Annotated in this window: 16 protein-coding genes and 1 other annotated feature; of the genes, 6 read left to right on the top strand and 10 right to left on the bottom strand. The window is 44.5% G+C overall.

Going from position 1 to position 19,487, the window contains the following annotated elements:
* Window positions 1-141: 141 nt before the first annotated feature.
* The 7 genes from tuf to NQ541_RS10750 all read right to left on the bottom strand — a co-directional run bounded on the left by tuf (window position 142) and on the right by NQ541_RS10750 (window position 9,273).
* Entirely contained in the window at window positions 142-1,335 is a 1,194-nt protein-coding gene (tuf, locus tag NQ541_RS10720) for an elongation factor Tu (protein ID WP_005608983.1), read from the bottom strand.
* A gap of 123 nt (window positions 1,336-1,458) precedes the next feature.
* A complete protein-coding gene (fusA, locus tag NQ541_RS10725; protein ID WP_023920805.1) occupies window positions 1,459-3,576 on the bottom strand; it encodes an elongation factor G in 2,118 nt (705 codons plus the stop codon).
* 21 nt (window positions 3,577-3,597) lie between these two features.
* On the bottom strand, window positions 3,598-4,068 hold the full coding sequence (rpsG, locus tag NQ541_RS10730; RefSeq protein ID WP_020437196.1) for a 30S ribosomal protein S7: 471 nt from the start codon (window positions 4,066-4,068) through the stop codon (window positions 3,598-3,600).
* Window positions 4,069-4,277: 209 nt separating this feature from the next.
* Window positions 4,278-4,700 carry a 30S ribosomal protein S12 gene (gene rpsL / locus NQ541_RS10735; RefSeq protein ID WP_005608989.1) on the bottom strand — a complete coding sequence of 141 codons (423 nt, stop codon included), beginning with the start codon at window positions 4,698-4,700 and terminating at the stop codon, window positions 4,278-4,280.
* 318 nt (window positions 4,701-5,018) lie between these two features.
* Complete coding sequence (gene proS / locus NQ541_RS10740; protein ID WP_005608991.1) at window positions 5,019-6,455, bottom strand: proline--tRNA ligase; 1,437 nt, start codon at window positions 6,453-6,455, stop codon at window positions 5,019-5,021.
* A gap of 72 nt (window positions 6,456-6,527) precedes the next feature.
* Window positions 6,528-6,737: a binding site (T-box leader), on the bottom strand.
* 114 nt (window positions 6,738-6,851) lie between these two features.
* Window positions 6,852-7,985: a toxic anion resistance protein gene (locus NQ541_RS10745; protein WP_044939977.1), complete on the bottom strand. Its 1,134-nt coding sequence runs from the start codon at window positions 7,983-7,985 to the stop codon at window positions 6,852-6,854.
* 22 nt (window positions 7,986-8,007) lie between these two features.
* On the bottom strand, window positions 8,008-9,273 hold the full coding sequence (locus NQ541_RS10750; protein WP_044939980.1) for a 5-bromo-4-chloroindolyl phosphate hydrolysis family protein: 1,266 nt from the start codon (window positions 9,271-9,273) through the stop codon (window positions 8,008-8,010).
* Window positions 9,274-9,385: 112 nt separating this feature from the next.
* On the opposite strand from NQ541_RS10750, the gene NQ541_RS10755 reads away from it, so the two are divergent.
* Window positions 9,386-10,078, top strand: a complete 693-nt coding sequence (locus NQ541_RS10755; protein WP_005608996.1) for an RluA family pseudouridine synthase — start codon at window positions 9,386-9,388, stop codon at window positions 10,076-10,078.
* 151 nt (window positions 10,079-10,229) lie between these two features.
* Here the strand turns inward: NQ541_RS10755 and spoVG are convergent, their stop codons facing one another.
* Genes spoVG through NQ541_RS10770 form a run of 3 tightly spaced genes read right to left on the bottom strand, consistent with a single transcriptional unit; the run spans window position 10,230 to window position 12,943 of the window.
* Complete coding sequence (spoVG, locus tag NQ541_RS10760) at window positions 10,230-10,517, bottom strand: septation regulator SpoVG (RefSeq protein WP_005608998.1); 288 nt, start codon at window positions 10,515-10,517, stop codon at window positions 10,230-10,232.
* A gap of 36 nt (window positions 10,518-10,553) precedes the next feature.
* The gene (gene glgD / locus NQ541_RS10765) at window positions 10,554-11,672 is read right to left on the bottom strand and encodes a glucose-1-phosphate adenylyltransferase subunit GlgD (RefSeq protein ID WP_005609000.1); all 1,119 of its coding nucleotides are present in this window, start codon (window positions 11,670-11,672) and stop codon (window positions 10,554-10,556) included.
* The gene (locus tag NQ541_RS10770) at window positions 11,669-12,943 is read right to left on the bottom strand and encodes a glucose-1-phosphate adenylyltransferase (RefSeq protein WP_005609001.1); all 1,275 of its coding nucleotides are present in this window, start codon (window positions 12,941-12,943) and stop codon (window positions 11,669-11,671) included. The genes glgD and NQ541_RS10770 overlap by 4 nt, the downstream gene beginning before the upstream one ends.
* Before the next feature lie 280 nt (window positions 12,944-13,223).
* Between NQ541_RS10770 and murC the strand changes: the two genes are divergently transcribed.
* The 5 genes from murC to NQ541_RS10795 all read left to right on the top strand — a co-directional run bounded on the left by murC (window position 13,224) and on the right by NQ541_RS10795 (window position 19,486).
* Window positions 13,224-14,600 carry a UDP-N-acetylmuramate--L-alanine ligase gene (gene murC, locus NQ541_RS10775; RefSeq protein ID WP_005609003.1) on the top strand — a complete coding sequence of 459 codons (1,377 nt, stop codon included), beginning with the start codon at window positions 13,224-13,226 and terminating at the stop codon, window positions 14,598-14,600.
* A gap of 311 nt (window positions 14,601-14,911) precedes the next feature.
* Window positions 14,912-16,030 carry a DnaD domain protein gene (locus NQ541_RS10780; RefSeq protein ID WP_005609005.1) on the top strand — a complete coding sequence of 373 codons (1,119 nt, stop codon included), beginning with the start codon at window positions 14,912-14,914 and terminating at the stop codon, window positions 16,028-16,030.
* Window positions 16,031-16,107: 77 nt separating this feature from the next.
* Window positions 16,108-17,094, top strand: a complete 987-nt coding sequence (locus NQ541_RS10785; protein WP_005609007.1) for an ATP-binding protein — start codon at window positions 16,108-16,110, stop codon at window positions 17,092-17,094.
* Between the two features lie 10 nt (window positions 17,095-17,104).
* Complete coding sequence (locus NQ541_RS10790; protein WP_005609010.1) at window positions 17,105-18,289, top strand: ribose-phosphate pyrophosphokinase; 1,185 nt, start codon at window positions 17,105-17,107, stop codon at window positions 18,287-18,289.
* A gap of 120 nt (window positions 18,290-18,409) precedes the next feature.
* Window positions 18,410-19,486 (top strand): sensor histidine kinase, encoded by a 1,077-nt coding sequence (locus tag NQ541_RS10795; protein WP_005609011.1) that lies wholly within the window; start codon window positions 18,410-18,412, stop codon window positions 19,484-19,486.
* Window position 19,487 lies beyond the last annotated feature (1 nt).

Genomic DNA, 19,487 nt, shown 5'->3' on the forward strand with positions numbered 1-19,487 from the left:
TTTCTATACTGTTCGTTATTCTCTTTTCCACTCTTTTATATATTTCCACACAACAGAAAAACCCGTAGAACCAAAGTTCTACGGGTATCTTACGTTTGGACACAGCGTTATCTTGCGATAACAAATCTATCTGGATATTAATTACTCGATGATAGAAGCTACAGTTCCTGATCCTACTGTACGTCCACCCTCACGGATAGCGAAACGAAGACCTTCCTCCATAGCTACTGGATGAATCAGTTCAACTGTCATCTCTACGTTATCTCCAGGCATACACATCTCTACGCCTTCCGGAAGATCGCAAACACCTGTTACGTCTGTTGTTCTGAAGTAGAACTGTGGACGGTAGTTGTTGAAGAATGGAGTATGACGTCCACCCTCGTCTTTTGTCAGTACGTAAACCTGGCATGTGAATTTCTTATGGCAGTTTACTGTACCTGGTTTAATAAGAACCTGTCCTCTTTCGATCTCTGTTCTCTGGATACCACGAAGAAGTGCTCCGATGTTATCTCCAGCCTGAGCCTCGTCAAGAAGCTTACGGAACATCTCGATACCTGTTACAACAGTTTTCTTAACGTCATCGTGGATACCGATGATTTCAACTTCGTCAGATACGTGAAGTGTACCACGCTCTACTCTACCAGTTGCAACTGTTCCACGTCCTGTGATAGAGAATACGTCCTCTACTGGCATCAGGAACGGTTTGTCTGTAGCACGCTCTGGTGTTGGGATCCATGTGTCAACAGCGTCCATGAGTTCCATGATCTTGTCTCCCCACTCTCCGTCTGGATCTTCAAGAGCTTTAAGAGCTGATCCCTGGATGATCGGTGTGTCATCGCCTGGGAAGTCATACTCGCTAAGTACTTCACGGATCTCCATCTCTACGAGTTCAAGAAGCTCTTCGTCATCAACCATATCACATTTGTTCATGAATACAACGATGTATGGTACGTTAACCTGACGGGACAGAAGGATATGCTCTTTAGTCTGAGCCATAACTCCGTCAGTAGCAGCTACAACAAGGATAGCTCCGTCCATCTGAGCAGCTCCTGTGATCATGTTCTTAACGTAGTCAGCATGTCCTGGGCAGTCAACGTGTGCGTAGTGACGGTTAGCTGTCTCATACTCAACGTGAGCTGTAGAAATTGTGATACCACGCTCTCTCTCTTCCGGAGCTTTATCAATGTTCTCGAAATCTACAGATGCGTTACCTTCTACTCTGTGAGAAAGTACTTTTGTGATAGCAGCTGTAAGAGTTGTCTTACCGTGGTCAACGTGACCGATAGTACCGATATTACAATGCGGTTTGTTTCTTTCAAATTTAGCCTTTGCCATTTTGAATATCCTCCTTAAAAATATAGCCCGATATGGGGCAACCTAGTTTTGGTTTCGATTTTAAACCTGGCTAAGTTTGATTATATTTCAAACTTAGCCGATTTTCAAGCCTTTTATAATATTTTAGGCATTTTTATTGGATAATACCTTCTCCTGTACAGACTTCGGTACTGGCTCGTATTTCTCGAAGAACATTGAGTAGTTACCACGTCCCTGAGTTCTGGAACGAAGGTCTGTAGAGTATCCGAACATTTCTGACAGCGGAACATACGCACGTACGATCTTTCCACCACCGAGATCATCCATACCTTCGATACGTCCACGACGTGAGTTCAGGTCTCCGATGATATCTCCCATATATTCTTCAGGCATTGTAACCTCTACCTTCATGATAGGCTCAAGAAGTACAGGTGATCCCTGCTTCATTGCATCCTTGAATGCAAGAGAACCAGCGATGTGGAATGCCATCTCACTGGAATCGACTTCATGGTAAGATCCGTCGTATACGTTAGCATGAACACCAACTACCGGGAATCCTCCAAGGATACCAGATTTCATAGCTTCCTCAATACCTTCACCTACTGCCGGGATGTATTCCTTCGGAATAGCTCCTCCGACTACAGTAGACTCGAACTTGTATGTCTCCTCACCGTTGACATCCATTGGCTCGAATTTAACTTTACAGTGTCCGTACTGTCCACGTCCACCTGACTGTTTCGCATACTTGCTGTCAACATCAACCGGTTTTGTGATGGACTCTTTGTAAGCAACCTGAGGTGCACCTACGTTAGCCTCAACTTTGAACTCACGAAGAAGTCTGTCAACGATGATCTCAAGGTGAAGCTCACCCATACCAGCGATGATTGTCTGTCCAGTTTCCTGGTTTGTATGAGCACGGAATGTCGGGTCTTCTTCTGCAAGTTTTGCAAGAGATTCTCCAAGTTTTCCCTGAGAAGCCTTTGTCTTAGGCTCGATAGCAAGCTCGATAACCGGCTCCGGGAATTCCATGGACTCAAGAATTACAGGATGCTGCTCATCACAGATTGTATCTCCTGTTGTAGAGAACTTGAATCCGATTGCTGCAGCGATATCTCCTGAATATACTTTATCCAGCTCTTCACGCTTGTTGGCATGCATCTGAAGGATACGTCCAACACGCTCTTTTTTCTGCTTTGTAGCATTCAGTACATAAGAACCGGAGTTCATAACACCTGAATATACACGGAAGTAAGCAAGCTTACCTACGAATGGGTCTGTCATAATCTTAAATACGAGAGCAGAGAACGGCTCTTCATCAGAAGAGTGTCTTACTACTTCGTTTCCGTCTTCATCAACACCCTCGATTGCCGGGATGTCTGTTGGAGCCGGCATAAACTCGATGATTGCATCAAGGAGTTTCTGAACACCTTTATTTCTGTATGCAGTACCGCAGCATACCGGAACAGCTGTACACTCACATGTAGCTTTTCTCAGAACTGCTTTCATTGCATCGATTGAAGGCTCTTCACCTTCAAGGTATTCCATCATAAGGTCATCATCCAGCTCGCAGATCTTCTCAACGAGCTCTGTATGATAAAGCTCTGCTTCATCCTTCATTTCTTCCGGAATGTCTGTTACAGAGATGTCATCACCCTTTTCATCATTGTAGATGTAGGCCTGCATCTCGAACAGGTCGATGATTCCCTTGAATTCGTCTTCTTTTCCAATTGGAAGCTGAAGACAGATTGCGTTCTTTCCAAGTCTTGTCTTGATCTGCTCTACAGCGTTGTAGAAATCAGCACCAAGGATGTCCATCTTATTGATGAATGCCATACGCGGTACGTTGTATGTGTCTGCCTGACGCCATACGTTTTCTGACTGAGGCTCAACACCACCCTTAGCACAGAATACGCCGACAGCTCCATCAAGTACACGGAGTGAACGCTCAACCTCTACAGTGAAGTCAACGTGTCCCGGAGTATCAATGATATTGATACGATGCTCTAACGCACCCGGTTTCACTTTTGTCTTCTCTTCCAATGTCCAGTGACATGTTGTAGCGGCTGAAGTAATTGTGATACCTCTTTCCTGCTCCTGTTCCATCCAGTCCATGGTAGCAGTACCTTCATGAGTATCACCAATCTTATAGTTAACACCGGTATAGTAAAGAATACGCTCTGTCAGTGTAGTCTTACCAGCATCAATATGAGCCATAATACCGATATTTCTGGTTCTCTCTAATGGATATTCTCTTCCAGCCAAGATTTTTTCCTCCTAAAATAATTAGAAACGATAGTGAGCAAACGCTTTGTTTGCTTCTGCCATCTTGTGCATATCTTCTTTTCTCTTTACAGCTCCACCTGTATTGTTAGCTGCATCAAGAATTTCATTTGCCAGTCTTTCTTCCTGTGTCTTCTCGCCTCTCTGACGTGAATACATAGTCAACCAGCGAAGTGCAAGTGCCTGTCTTCTGTCAGCTCTTACTTCGATCGGTACCTGGTATGTTGCTCCACCGATACGTCTTGCTTTAACTTCAAGAACTGGCATCATGTTGTTCATAGCCTCTTCAAACACTTCAATAGCCGGCTTCTCAGCCTTAGCTTCTACTCTTTCAAATGCTCCGTATACAATCTTCTGTGCTACGCCTTTCTTACCATCCAGCATGATGTTGTTGATAAGTTTGGTAACAACTTTATTGTTGTATATTGGATCCGCTAATACATCTCTCTTCTGAGTATGTCCTTTACGTGGCACGGTCCTTCCCTCCTTAATCATATTTTCCGGTTTCACCGGGATTAATTCATCGGTACTCACATGTGTCTTTCTATGAGATCACATTCCATGTGCTCGCAGCCGCGAAATCTATATAGCATCCGCAACCTACGACTAATCATAGTTCTGTTTGTGATACGATTTAACTATTAGTTACACTTAATCTGAAATACTATACTGCGATCCGCGACTTATTTCTTAGCGTCTTTCGGTCTCTTAGCACCGTATTTAGAACGAGCCTGTCTTCTCTTAGCAACACCTGCTGTATCAAGTGTTCCACGGATGATGTGGTATCTTGTACCTGGCAGGTCCTTAACTCTTCCTCCACGGATCATAACTACGCTATGCTCCTGAAGGTTGTGTCCTTCTCCTGGGATGTAGCTTGTTACTTCGATTCCGTTTGACAGACGAACTCTGGCGATCTTTCTCAGAGCTGAGTTAGGCTTCTTAGGTGTAGCTGTCTTAACTGCTGTACACACACCTCTCTTCTGTGGTGCAGATACATTAGTTGCACGCTTCTTCAGTGAGTTATATCCTTTCTGAAGTGCCGGTGCTGTAGATTTCTTCTCAGAAGTCTGACGTCCTTTTCTAACTAACTGGTTAAATGTTGGCATTCTTTTCACCTCCTATGAATTATTCGTTACCTTGGGCTTATGCCTCAAGGGGCTGCGGATAATCAAATCATTATCCTTTTTTGTGCATCAAAAGAACATTGCCTTTTTTCGCACGCTCGTTCAGTTTATTACGTTTATCGCCGAAAGTCAAGGCTTTTTCGCATTTTTGGCATAAAAAATAACAGAGTACACTCTCTTCTCTTCAGAAAATGTCCTCTGTTATTTTCCTGAGCAAAATCCACTTTCCGTCATGTCCTTCTGACAATCCTTTTCCGGCAGAAATAATTTCCACTCTTTTCTGCCTCAAGCGATTTTATTTTAATATGCTTTGCCCCAGTATACCATGTGCTTTGCAGGCTTGCCACAGCAGATACATACATCGGAAAGCTGTTCTTCTTCCTCCGGGATACATCTGGAAGTTGCTCCGCCTGTCTGTGCTTTGATCTCTTCTTCACACGCTTCATCACCGCACCACATTGCCTTGATAAATCCAAGATTTTCATTGAATTTCTCGTTCATCTCGTCCATGGTAGTCGCTGTATTGATATGTGCCTCAAGGAATGTCTTTGCTTTCTCGAACATGTCCTTCTGCATCGTCTCAAGAACCTCTGCCAGCTTTGTTGTAATCTCATCGAGAGAAACTACGATCTTTTCTCTTGTATCACGACGAACGATAACCGCCTGATTATTCTCAATATCCTTCGGTCCGATCTCAATACGTGTCGGGATTCCGAGAATCTCCTGTCCGCTGAACTTCCATCCCGGTGCTTTGTCTGAATCATCGATCTTCGCTTTGTATCCTGCTGCCTTCAATGTATCAAGAAGTTCATTTGCCTTATCAAGTACGCCTTCCTTATGCTGGGCGATCGGGATCACCATCGTCTGAACCGGTGCAACTCTCGGTGGAATCACAAGACCGCTGTCATCTCCGTGTACCATGATCAATGCTCCGATTACTCTTGTGGACATTCCCCAGGATGTCTCGTAAACTTCATGCAGTTCATTATTTTTATCTGAATACTGGATACCGAATGCGTTCGGGAATGCACTTCCGAAGAAATGGCTGGTTCCTGACTGAAGAGCTTTTCCGTCATGCATCAGTGCTTCGATCGTGTAAGTATCCTGAGCTCCCGCAAATTTTTCACTCTCTGTCTTGCGTCCTGATACTACCGGGATTGCAAGTACATCCTGTACGAAGTCTCTGTAGACTCTCCACATCTGCTTTGTACGCTCTTCTGCCTCCTCATATGTGGCATGGATCGTATGTCCTTCCTGCCATAAAAATTCTCTGGAACGCAGGAACGGTCTTGTTGTCTTCTCCCAACGCAGAACAGAACACCACTGATTCCATACTTTTGGCAGATCACGGTAAGACTGTACCGTCTTGCTCCACACATCGCAGAACAGTGTCTCAGATGTCGGGCGGATACAGAATCTTTCCTGTAACGGTTCTGTTCCTCCATGAGTCACCCATGCAACTTCCGGTGCAAATCCTTCAATATGATCCTTTTCTTTCTGAAGAAGACTTTCCGGGATCATAACCGGAAGATATACATTTTCTACACCTGTCTCTTTAAAACGTGCATCCAGTTCCTTCTGGATATTCTCCCATAATGCATACCCATTCGGGAGATAATTCATGCAACCTTTTACGCCTGAATAATCACATAATTTTGCCTCACGCACTACATCTGTATACCACTGTGCGAAATCTTCTTCCCTGGCAGTGATATTCTGTACTAATTTCTTTGCCATCGTACTTCTCCTTCTCTGTCCTTTTTACTCATTACTCACGTAAACGAAAAACGCCGGGACACGCAGCCCCACGATAGGGACCGAATGTCTCGGCGGTACCACCCTAATTAATAATGTATCTGTCATACATCATCCACTCACTTCGCCTTTAACGCAGGCTCTACGCTGTATTTTCATACAGCAGCTCCCGGGCCGGTTCTATAGATTCCTGCGGAGACTCACACCAACCGTCTCCTCTCTGAAGCACTCATTCTATCTACTAATCCCGTTCTTCGCTTTCTGTCATTGATGATTCTAACTGATAAATCCGAACGTGTCAAGAATCTTATCTTTTCCATCATGAAATTGCTGATCCTGCCAACTGCGGATCCGAAGCGTGTCTCCAATGTTCCGTCATCAACTGTGGATCTCAAGCAGCTTTGTCTTCAGATCCTGCTCCATCACTTTCAGTTCAGCCTCTGCTGCCTGACGTTTCTCTCTTCCCTCTTTCTGGATTGCCATCACTTCATCCAAAGTAGAGATCAGAGTTTCATTTGTTGCCTTCAGTGTCTCAATATCAACAATACCACGTTCTGATTCTTTCGCCGTTTCTGTGGTTGCTATTTTCAGTTTCTCTGCGTTCTTCCTGAGCAGTTCGTTCGTCATATCCGTCACCTGACGCTGTGCTGCGGCTGCCTGCGTGGAATGTTCCACTCCAAGAGCAAGCACCATCTGACTCTTCCAGAGCGGAATCGTATTTACAATCGTAGACTGAATCTTTTCAACCATCAGTGTATCATTATTCTGAACAAGACGGATCTGCGGTGCTGTCTGAATCGAGATCATACGGGTCAGCTCAAGGTCATGCAGTTTCTTTTCAAAGCGATTGCACATTGCGTCAAAATCTTTTGCAGCCTGGGCATCTTCGGGCAGTCCGGTCTGCTCTGCCTTCGCCATCAGTTCTGCCAGTTGGGTACTTCTCGCCTCTTCCAGTTTCTTCTTTCCGGCCAGGATATACATGGATAATTCTTTAAAATAGGTCAGATTCAGTTCATACATCTTATCCAGCAGAGCAACATCCTTCAGCATCTGCACCTGATGGGATTCAAGTACTTTCACGATCTCGTTGACATTCGTCTCTGCCTTGGCATATTTCACCTTCATGGATTCGATCTTGTTGGAAGCTTTTTTAAAGATTCCAAAGAACCCTTTTTCTTCCTCTTCATCAAAGGATTTCAGTTCTTTTACAACACCGGATAAAAGTTCTCCCACCTCACCGAGATCTTTTGATTTTACATTTTCCAGTGCTGACTCTGAGAAATCTGCCATCTTCTTCTGCGTACCAGCTCCATATTGAAGTACCAGACCCGAATTGGTCAGATCGATCTGCTTTGCAAATTCATCCACCATCTTCCGTTCTTCTTCGGTCAGGATCGTCTCATCCATCGGCGGTTCCTCTGTCTTTACAACAGCCTGCTTTTCCGCTTCCGGCTGGAACGGCTCCAGCGTCAGAGTTGGAACTGTGCTCACATCCTTAAACTCATCACTCATCTTTTCGTCCTCCATCTGCTCTTTATTTTTTCAGACCATCCTCTGTCAGTCCTTCTTGTGCCAACATGGTATGCAGTACGGAAATATCCGTAGATACATCCCATGCAGTTTCCTGAAATAAATCATCCAGTAATTTTTCAAATGCCCTGTTCAGAGTATCCAGCGTCTTCTCAATCTCCTTTTTAGAAGAAATGATATTTTCCCCCTGCACCGGCTGTGCATCCAGATCCTGATATGCCTGGAGTAATTTGATCGTAGTCGGAAGATAATACTCCATCAGCTTTCTGATATCTCCCACTGATGCCGGATTCTGCTCTACACGGTCAAAAATCTTATCCACCAGCATTTCCATATGAGAAATCTTTGCTGAAATCTCTTCACCGGGGATCGCTTTATTTGCCTCCCGGATCTGCTTTACAAATTCGTCTCCTGTCTGGATTACTTTTTTTATTTCCGGCGTCAGGCTGTCATATTCCTGCCTCATTCTTTCTTCGGCCGCTTCTTTTTCTGCCTGCTGCCTGTGAATATTTTCCATCGTGCTGCGGTACTGATTCCATGCATCCTCACTGACGATGAGACACTTCTCATTTTCATCCAGATGCCCTTGCCTGAACCATCCTTTGCCAATCATTTTTTTCACATCTTTGAGGATCTTTTTCAAATCCCGTCCGGTTCTTGTTGCCAGTTCTCCCAGATCACAGAACTCCCGTTCACCGATCACTTTCACATAACTTCTGAAACGGCTCACCAGGCTTACCATCCCGATTCCCTTCCCGAACATTCCTGCAAAGATCAGAAAGAAAAATACGCAGATCAGCGTACCGGCAATCGTTGCTGCCTCGGCAGTGGTAACCGCCAGCATTACGAGCATGATGATCGTTGCTGCAAGTGTCACGGTTCCAAAGACTCCACCTGTCACCGCAAGGAAGACGCCTCCGATCTTTTCTGATGTTCCTTTCAGATAACGCACCTGACTTTGTGCCGGATACTGTGGTCTGACATTCTGCTGTCCGCCTCTGTTCCATGGGGCATCTGCCCTGTTCCTGCTGCCTGCCATTCCGGGATCTGGATTCCGGCCGCTATTCATTTTTGGATCTGGATTCCGGCCACCATTGGCTTTTGGATCACGATACCAGCCCCCATTTTTCATTCCCCGTGAGATTGCATCTGCCGCTCTGCTCACAGAGTCATTTACCGTCTGATTCAGCCGGCTGAAATCGCCGCGTTCCACTGCATCCTGAACTGATTGCTTTATTTCGTCCCCAAATTGTTCCCATTTATAATCCATAATAGGGTATTTCCTCCTTAAAGGCTTGACCTGTTCTTTCATTTATATCATAATTCAGTTTAGACGCTGCCACGAAAATTGTCAAGAAACAACAAAGAAAGGACGTATTTCTATGTCATTATCTAAAATTCCCCGGATTCTTTTTGAAGATCAGGAAATTCTGGTCTGCCATAAGCCTTCCGGTGTTCCTGCACAGACGAACCGAATCGGAACGCCTGACCTGGTCAGTATTTTAAAAAATCATCTCAGGAAAGAATCCCGTTCACCTTATCTCGCCCTGATTCACCGGCTGGATCAGCCTGTAGAGGGACTGATGGTTTTTGCCAAGACTCCCCGGTCCGCCAAAGAGCTTTCCCGACAGTTGACAACTTCCGGTTTCGGCAAATATTACCTTGCAGTGGCAGAGGGAGTTCCTTCTGAAGCAGAAGCGGATCTGACCGATTATCTTGTAAAAGATGCACGCTCAAATACCTCTCACATCTGCTCCAAAGATACACCGCAGGCAAAGATTGCAAAACTTCATTATAAGGTACTTGCAGCCGGAACGACTGCTGACGGCAGTTCCTGTTCCTTGCTTAAAATTCATCTGGATACCGGCAGGCATCATCAGATCCGTGTTCAAATGGCACATATGGGACATCCGTTGATCGGTGACCGGAAATATAACCTGACAGGAACTTCCTCCCCGAAGCTGCTCCTCTGTGCATTCCGGCTCAGTTTCCGCCATCCTGTAACAGGTAAAAAAATGGAATTTACACTGCCGGTTCCGGAAGAATATCCGCTGTCTGCGGGGAAAGTCCTTTAAAATCAGTACCATATTTTCAGCCCAAATAGTCCGTATTAAACTTCTATTAACATAAAGATAAAAGCCGGAGAACCTGACTGCTTCTGTTCTCCGGCTTTCACTTCATTTACACACCACATTTATTTCCGTTCTTCTGATCAACCGTTATGCATTATGCCTCTTGTACTTCCTCTTCAGGTTCCTTTTCCAGAGCTTCTTCATATCTTCCGAGGATCGTTGACTGGATTTTTTCCCTTGTTCCCGAATTGATCGGGTGTGCAATATCCCGGTACTCTCCATCCATTGCCTTCTTACTCGGCATCGCAATGAACAAGCCCTTTTCACCTTCGATGACCTTGATATCATGAACTACAAATTCATCATCGATCGTAATAGAAACTACAGCTTTCAGTTTCCCCTCTTTTGCTACTCTCCGCACACGTACATCTGTAATCTGCATAGTTACGTTCTCCTTTTCTCATAAGCATTTTCTGAACTATAATGCATATCTCTCATTCTTTTCTACGACAACTTTGACCCCGTTTTCTCCGACGTGCCTTGTATTTGCACGGATCGTATCCCTGCTTTCCACGATGCAGTTCTCAATATAGGTATTATCCCCAAGATACACATCATTGAGAATGATCGAATTTTTGATCACACAGTTATTTCCCACAAATACTTTCTTAAATATCACGGAATTTTCCACTGTGCCGTTGATGATACTTCCACTTCCGACCAGGCTGTTCTTTACCACAGCACCCGGATTATATTTTGCCGGCGGCTGATCGCTCACTTTTGAATAAACTGCCGGTAATTCCTTGAAGAAATACTTTCTTACCTCTGGCTTCAGGAAGTCCATATTCGTCTTATAATAAGCATCTACTGTTGAGATATTACTCCAGTAAGTTCCCATTTTATAACCATAAATCTTCTTTACATTCCTGTAACGAATCAGGATATCTGTTACAAAATCATGCCGTTCCTCTTCTGCACACTGCTCTACCAGATCGATCAGCAGTCTTCTGCGAATCACATAAATCCCGGTTGAAACAGTCTGTGATCTTGCAACTACCGGTTTTTCCTCAAATTCTTCGATCCTGCAGGACTCATTCATCTTTACGGTTCCGAACCGGGTCGCATCCTCATCCGGTGCAAGTTCTTTGCAGACCACTGTAATATCCGCTTTCTTTGCAATATGATATTCCAGGACTTTATTATAATCCATCTTATAGACTGCATCCCCTGAAGTGATGATCACGTATGGCTCATGGCATTTCCTGAGGAAATCAAGATTCTGATAAATCGCGTCTGCCGTTCCGCGGTACCAGTATCCATTATCGTCCGTGATCGTTGGCGTAAATACATACAGGCCTCCCTGCTTTCTGCCAAAATCCCACCACTTGGAAGAATTGAGATGTTCATTCAGGGATCTTGCATTATACTGAGTAAGCACTGCAACTTTCTGAATATGAGAATTTGTCATATTGCTCAGCGTAAAATCAATGGCACGATAACTGCCTGCAATCGGCATGGCGGCTGCCGCACGCTTGGAAGTCAGTTCCCGCATCTTCCTGCTATTCCCGCCTGCCAGAATAATTCCTACTGCTCTCATACTCTTTCACCTGCCTTTATCAATGTCTCTCCGCTCTCAAGTACTCCGCCAACATAATCCTCCGCTGATGTAACACCGCTGATGGCTGTATTTTTTCCGATCTGCACACCGGATGGTATCACGGATTTCTCACCGATCGTTGCCAGTCCGCCACTGTAAATATTCGGCTTCAGTTTATTCGGTGCTTCACTGCCGATTCCAATGGAAACTTCGTCTCCGATCACCGTATCCTCTGCTATGATTGCTTTATCGATCACGCAGTTTTCACCGATCGTAACACCCTGCATGATGATCGAATCCCGGATCACCGTTCCCTTTCCAATAGTCACACTTCCTCCGACCACACAACTGTGTATTTCACCATAGATTTCAGAACCATTACCAATCAGACACTTGTCCACTACCCCCTGTTCTGAAATATACTGTGGCGGCAGGTTCGCACTGTTCGTATAGATTTTCCAGTATTCTTCATAAAGATTAAACTCCGGAATGATATCGATCAGTTCCATATTTGCTTCCCAGTAAGAACTTAAGGTTCCCACATCTTTCCAATAGCCGTTATACTCATATGCAAAAAGCCTGTCCCCCTTGCTGTGGCAATACGGAATCACGTGCTTTCCGAAATCGCAGTTTGGCTGATCCTTCAGCTTGATCAGTGCATCCCGTAAAACCGGCCAACTGAATATGTAGATTCCCATGGATGCAAGATTACTGCTGGGCTTCTCCGGCTTTTCCTCAAACTCTTTGATCCGGTTCTCTTTATCCGTCACCACGATTCCGAAACGGCTTGCCTCTTCGATTGGTACCGGCATGGCTGCAATCGTTACATCTGCATGATTTGCCTTGTGGAAATCCAGCATCACTTCATAATCCATCTTATAAATATGGTCACCTGATAAGATCAGTACATAATCCGGATTATAAGTCTCCATATAGTTCAGATTCTGATAAATTGCATTCGCTGTTCCTGTATACCACTCACTGTTGGAACTCTTCTCATACGGTGGGAGAATGGATACTCCTCCTACATTCCGGTCCAGATCCCACGGGATTCCGATCCCGATATGCGTATTCAGACGCAGGGGCTGGTACTGGGTCAGTACTCCGACAGTGTCAATTCCCGAATTAATGCAGTTACTCAACGGGAAATCAATAATACGGTACTTTCCGCCAAAAGCTACAGCAGGTTTTGCGACCTTCGACGTAAGTACACCAAGCCGACTGCCCTGTCCTCCCGCAAGCAACATGGCAATCATTTCTTTCTTATACATTCTGTCACCTCATTTCTAGTAAGTTATACCTATTATAGCATAATTTCTTGCTACGCAAACATTTTTTACAATTTTTTTCTTTCTTTTTTTCTTTTTTTATCAATTTCCACCAAAAATATCTCCTTTAATTTTTTTGTATATATAGTATAATATAGAAGACAACGCTATTTTATGACTAAAAAAGGCATTTTTTTGCCTGAATCCGCAAAAGTACCATCTGTTCTGAGTGCTTTTGCAGAATTTTTTATACTACTAAGTTTATGAAAAGAAGGGAATATCTATGTATAAGATCAATTTTCAAAAACCGATCCACATTCATTTTATCGGCATTGGCGGTATCAGCATGAGCGGGCTGGCAGAGATTCTTCTTGAAGAAGGCTTCACTGTATCAGGATCCGATGCAAAAGAATCACCTCTGACGAAAAAGCTGGAATCTGAAGGTGCAGTGATTCATTATGGACAGTGTGCCGAAAATATTACAGATGATATTAATTGCGTCGTTTATACAGCAGCGATCAACAAGAGTAACCCGGAACTGATGGAAGCTGTCGGCAAGAAGATTCCGATGCTGACCCGTGCGGAGCTTTTAGGGCAGCTTATGAAAAATTATGATACTCCGATTGCCGTATCCGGTACTCACGGAAAGACCACAACTACTTCCATGATCTCCGAGGTACTTCTTGCAGCAGATATGGACCCGACCATTTCTGTAGGCGGCATCCTGAAGACGATCGGTGGAAATATCCGGGTAGGAAAGTCCGGGAATTTTATCACAGAAGCCTGCGAATATACGAACAGTTTCCTTCATTTTTATCCGAAGATCAGTGTCATCCTTAATATTGAAGAGGATCATCTTGATTTCTTCAAGGATCTGGAGGATATCCGTCATTCGTTCCACCAGTTCAGTGCCTTACTTCCTTCTGATGGAACTCTGATCATCAACGGAGACATCAAGGATTACCAGGAGATCTATGAAGGACTGGACTGCAATGTTATCACTTACGGTTCTTCTGCAGAATTTGATTACAGTGCAACTGAGATCCAGTATGATGAAAAAGGATTTGTTTCCTTTGAGTTATTAAAGCACAATACTTCCTGTGGACGCGTTCAGCTTTCCGTGACCGGTGACCATAATGTATCCAATGCCCTGGCTGCCATTGCAACAGCAGAGCTGCTCGGTATTCCGATGGATACGATCAGAAAAGGACTTTTATCCTTCAGCGGAACAGACCGCAGATTTGAATACAAGGGAACTTTTAACGGTGTGACCGTTGTGGACGATTATGCACATCATCCGACGGAGATTGCTGCTACCCTCAAGGCTGCACAGCATTATCCACACAACGAAATATGGTGCGTATTCCAGCCGCATACTTACACTCGTACCAAGGCTTTCTTCCATGAATTTGCAGAAGCCCTCTCTCATACCGACCATCTGGTCCTCGCAGATATCTATGCTGCCCGTGAGACGGATACCCTTGGTATTTCCTCTTCCGACCTTGCCAAAGAAGCCGCAAAACTCGGAACGGACACACACTACTATCCAAGCTTTGCAGAGATCGAGGCATTTCTGAAAGAGAACTGCAAGTCCGGTGATCTGCTGATCACCATGGGTGCCGGAGATGTAGTGAAGATTGGTGAAGACATCTTAAAATAATCCCGCCCAGGCGGATATTCCCCGGCAGAGTACAGGATCTTCGGACTGTAGCTTCTGCCGGGTTTTGCTTGTCCCACTGGCTTTCAACCGGAAATGTCCGCATTTTGCACCTGCCACACTGACTTTTGATCAGAGATATTCACATTTTCTACGAGTTTTCCCCCGGTTTTCCACATAGTTATCTACAAAAAAGGGGGATTTACCCACTTAAAAGTCCTTTTTAACAGTTTCGGAAAATGCTATAATAATCACACCTATAAGATGTCGGAGCAGTTTGACAAAAGAGATAAAATAGAAAGTGGGATAACGTCATGAAGAGATTGAAGTTAAAGAATCGGTTTCAGGCAAATGCAACCATCTTGCCGAATGAATTTATAGATCATTATATGGTCAGTGCCAACGGGGAATTTGTAAAAGTATATTTGCTGCTTCTTCGTTATCTGAACGAGCCGGGTTCTGTCCTGACGGTTTCCATGATCGCTGACTGCCTGAACAATACGGAGAATGACGTCCTTCGTGCTTTCCGTTACTGGGAGTCCACCGGACTGCTCCGTCTCACGAAAGATGCGGATGGAAGTATTTCAGGAATCGAGCTTTTGTCCTCTGATACAGAAGATGCATCAGCGTTTTCTCCGGGTTCCTCTTCACAGGAACTGACAGACAGTATGGAAGAGCCTGCTTCTGTTATGAACGTTTTCGGAACAGTACCTGATGAATCTTCCGGAACTTTCGAGTCTTCCCCGGATTCTTCTTTCTCCGGTACTTCCTCTGAACCGATCGCCATGGATGCGTTCCGTTCACAGAAAGAATTAAAATCTCTGTTCTTTATTGCAGAGCAATACCTCGGAAAGACGCTTTCGCATACGGATGTCGATATGATTACATATTTTTACAATGAACTTCATATGTCCTCTTCCCTGATTGAATATCTGCTTGAGACGTGCGTGGAAAGCGGGCATAAAAGTATGCACTATATACAGAAGGTTGCCATTGCATGGGCAAAGGACGGGATCAGCACGGTCTCACAGGCAAAGGAACAGTCTGCCGTTTATAACCGCAACTGCTATACTGTCCTGAATGCCTTCGGAATCAAGAACCGCGGACCGGCAACTTCTGAGCTTGCTTTCATTAATAAATGGGCAGAGCAGTACTGCTTTGAAGCCGACATCATCCAGGAGGCCTGCCGCCGGACGATTTCTGCAACGCATCAGCCAAGTTTTGAATATGCAGACCGTATCCTGACCCGCTGGTATGAGCAGGGTGTCCGCCATCTTCAGGATATTGCCGCTTTGGACGAGCAGTATCAGAAGGAACGCAGCAGCCGCAGAGCTGCTGCCCCAAGGCAGCCAAATACAAAGAACCTGAATAACTTTGAACGCCGGAGTTATGATATGGACTCTTTAGAAGCCCAGTTGCTGAAAAGTAATTAAAGATTGGAAATACCACCTGGTTTTGAAACCTTCAACCCGGTACCAGGAACCAAAAGCAATTTAAAAGGAGACATCCCATGGGATTAAGAAATGCACAGTATCATGCCATCATGCGTGAATATGAAAAAAGACAGTTGAAGAGCCACGACATCCAGACTGCACGCTATGAGGAAGTCTATACAAAGCTTCCTGAGTTCAAGTCACTGGATGACTCTATTTCCATTCTTTCTGTCCAGTACGGAAAGAAGCTCCTCAACGGAGATCCCACTGCCCTTTCTTCCCTGAAAGAAGAACTTGCCCTTCTTCGTGCAAGTAAAAAAAAGCTTCTGACATCTGCCGGCTATCCGGAAAATTACCTTGAACCGGTTTATGAATGTCCCGACTGCAAGGATACCGGTTATATCGGTAATGAAAAATGTCATTGCTTTAAAAAAGCCATCATAGAACTGCTTTATGAGCAGTCGAACATAAAAAAAATCCCTGAAGATGCAGATTTTTCAAATTTCAGGCTTGACTATTACTCTCGTTCACATTACGATAAAAAAACCGGACGTTCTGCCCGGGAGGCGATGGAAAATACTTTAGAGATCTGTCGTCATTTTGTTGACAGCTTTGGAACAGAATTTCACAATCTCTTCCTTTATGGGGATGTAGGTGTCGGAAAGACTTATCTTTCCACCTGCATTGCCAAAGAGATCATCAACCGTGAATTTTCAGTGATCTATTTTTCTGCTCCGCAGTTGTTCAATACGCTGGCTCAGAATACCTTCGATAAAAAAGATGTGGATGCCCGCAATATGAGTGAATACATCTTTGAGTGTGATCTGCTGATCATCGACGATCTGGGCACAGAATATACAAATTCTTTCATTGCATCCCAGTTTTTTACCTGTATCAATGAAAGACTGTTACACAGGAAATCAACGATCATCTCAACAAACCTTTCTCTGGAATCTCTTGCGGATCTGTATACAGAACGCTCTTTTTCCAGGATTACAAGCAGTTACAGTCTGTTGAAGATCATCGGTGATGATATACGAATCAAAAAGAAGTTAGAACATTAGGAGGATACTCATGTTAACTCGATCAGAAAGAACCTTAGAAAATATCCCTGTTGGAAGTCTTGGAATTATTTCCCTTAGAGGCTGTGAAGAGCTGGGACAGAAAGTGGATGATTATCTCGTAAAATGGCGTCATGAAAGTGCTCATCAGTTTAAAGGTGATGCTGCCTTTTCCGGCTATGAGAAAGATACTTTCCTTGTCGGAGCCAGTGTTCCGCGTTTTGGATCCGGTGAAGCTAAGGGCATCATCGAAGAATCTGTACGTGGTAAGGATCTGTACCTGATGGTGGATGTCTGCAACTACAACGTCACGTATTCTCTTACCGGCAATACAAACCATATGTCACCGGACGATCATTATCAGAACCTGAAGCGTATCATTGCTGCAATCGGAGGAAAAGGACGCCGTATCAACGTAATCATGCCGTTCCTCTATGAGAGCCGCCAGCATAAGAGAACTTCCCGTGAGTCTCTGGACTGTGCCCTTGCACTTCAGGAGCTTGTGCGGATGGGTGTTGACAATATTATTACATTTGATGCTCATGACCCTCGTGTACAGAATGCGATTCCGCTGAGCGGATTTGAGACAGTTTCCCCTACTTATCAGTTTATCAAGGGACTGCTTCGTACTTATAAAGATCTTCAGATCGACAGTGACCATATGATGGCAATCAGCCCGGATGAGGGCGGAACAAACCGTGCCGTATACCTTGCAAATGTCCTCGGTCTTGACATGGGTATGTTCTATAAACGCCGTGATTATACACAGGTTGTAGACGGACGTAATCCAATTGTTGCTCATGAATTTCTCGGTTCTTCCGTAGAAGGAAAAGATGTGATCATTATTGATGATATGATTTCTTCAGGAGAAAGTATCATTGAAGTTGCAACCGAACTGAAACGCCGAAAAGCGAACCGCATTTTTGCCGCTGCTACATTCGGACTCTTCACAAATGGACTTGAGAAGTTTGATAAGGCTTATGAAGAGGGTGTTCTGACAGGTGTTCTGACTACAAACCTGATCTATCAGACACCGGAGCTGCTCTCCAAACCATATTATATCAACTGCGATATGAGCAAGTATATTGCACTGATTATCGACACTCTGAACCATGACGGTTCTTTGAGTCAGATTTTAAGTCCGAATGAAAGAATCCAGAATGTTCTTCGCAAATACAAAAATGGAGAGAAGATCTGATCTTCTGATTGATCTGATCTTCTGATTCCCGCAGGATCTCTGAAAGATTATTTTAGCACAGCCTATGGCTGTGCTAATTTTTCAATCAGGATGATTCATTTTTAAGAGGAGTGATTCTTTATGAAAAAAATACGATGGAACCTGGCAATCACGGTCCTGCTTCTGGCTGTAACGACCATTATTTCTTTTTGCTTCTTTCATTTTGGAAATAAATATACTGCCAATATCACAGTCCTCTATACACTGGCACTGATCCTGATCGCATTAAAGACAAGTGGTTATATTTATGGGATCATCGCTTCGATTTTCTGTGTATTCGCAGTAAATTACTTTTTTTCATACCCTTATTTCCGATTAAATTTTACATTGGACGGATATCCTGTCACTTTTGCCGGAATGCTTACGATTGCACTGATCACCGGTGCAGTAACCACCTCACTCAAGCAACAGCAGCAGGCTATCTCCGAACGTGAAAAGCAGCTTGCTGAAGCAGATAAGGAAAAACTGCGTGCCAACCTCCTCCGAGCCGTCTCCCATGACCTCAGGACACCTCTTACCAGCATTATCGGTTCCGCCGACTCCTACCTTGAGAACCGGGAAGAGCTTTCCGAAACCGAATGTACAGAGCTGGTTTCCAATATCCGGGAGGATTCAGAATGGCTTTTAAATATGGTGGAAAATCTGTTGACCGTTACCCGTATTAACAGCAGTTCTGCTGACAAGGTAAAGAAATCTGCCGAGGTTGTAGAAGAAGTGGTCTCTGAGGCGATCCTGAGGCTTCAGAAACGAATCCCTGATGCTGTGATCCATGTATCAATGCCAAATAATTTTCTCATGATCCCTATGGATCCTACCCTGATCGAACAAGTGCTGATCAATCTGATGGAAAATGCCCTGATTCATTCAGGAAGCACAGAACCAGTGGATCTGATCATCCGAGAACTGGATGATGCCATTTCATTTTCAGTCCGGGATTACGGCCGTGGACTTTCCGAGGATCTTCTGCCTCATATTTTTGAAGGCGGACAAGTTTCGTCCGGCTCCAGTGACAGCCACAGAGGGATGGGAATCGGACTTTCCATCTGCCAGACGATCATACAGGCACACGGCGGGCAGATTACCGCTGCCAACCATACCGGTGATCATACAAAGGGGGCTGAATTTACTTTTACACTTCCAAAAGAAAAGGAGAGCTGAC

Source organism: [Ruminococcus] lactaris ATCC 29176, assembly GCF_025152405.1.
GTDB lineage: Bacteria > Bacillota > Clostridia > Lachnospirales > Lachnospiraceae > Mediterraneibacter > Mediterraneibacter lactaris.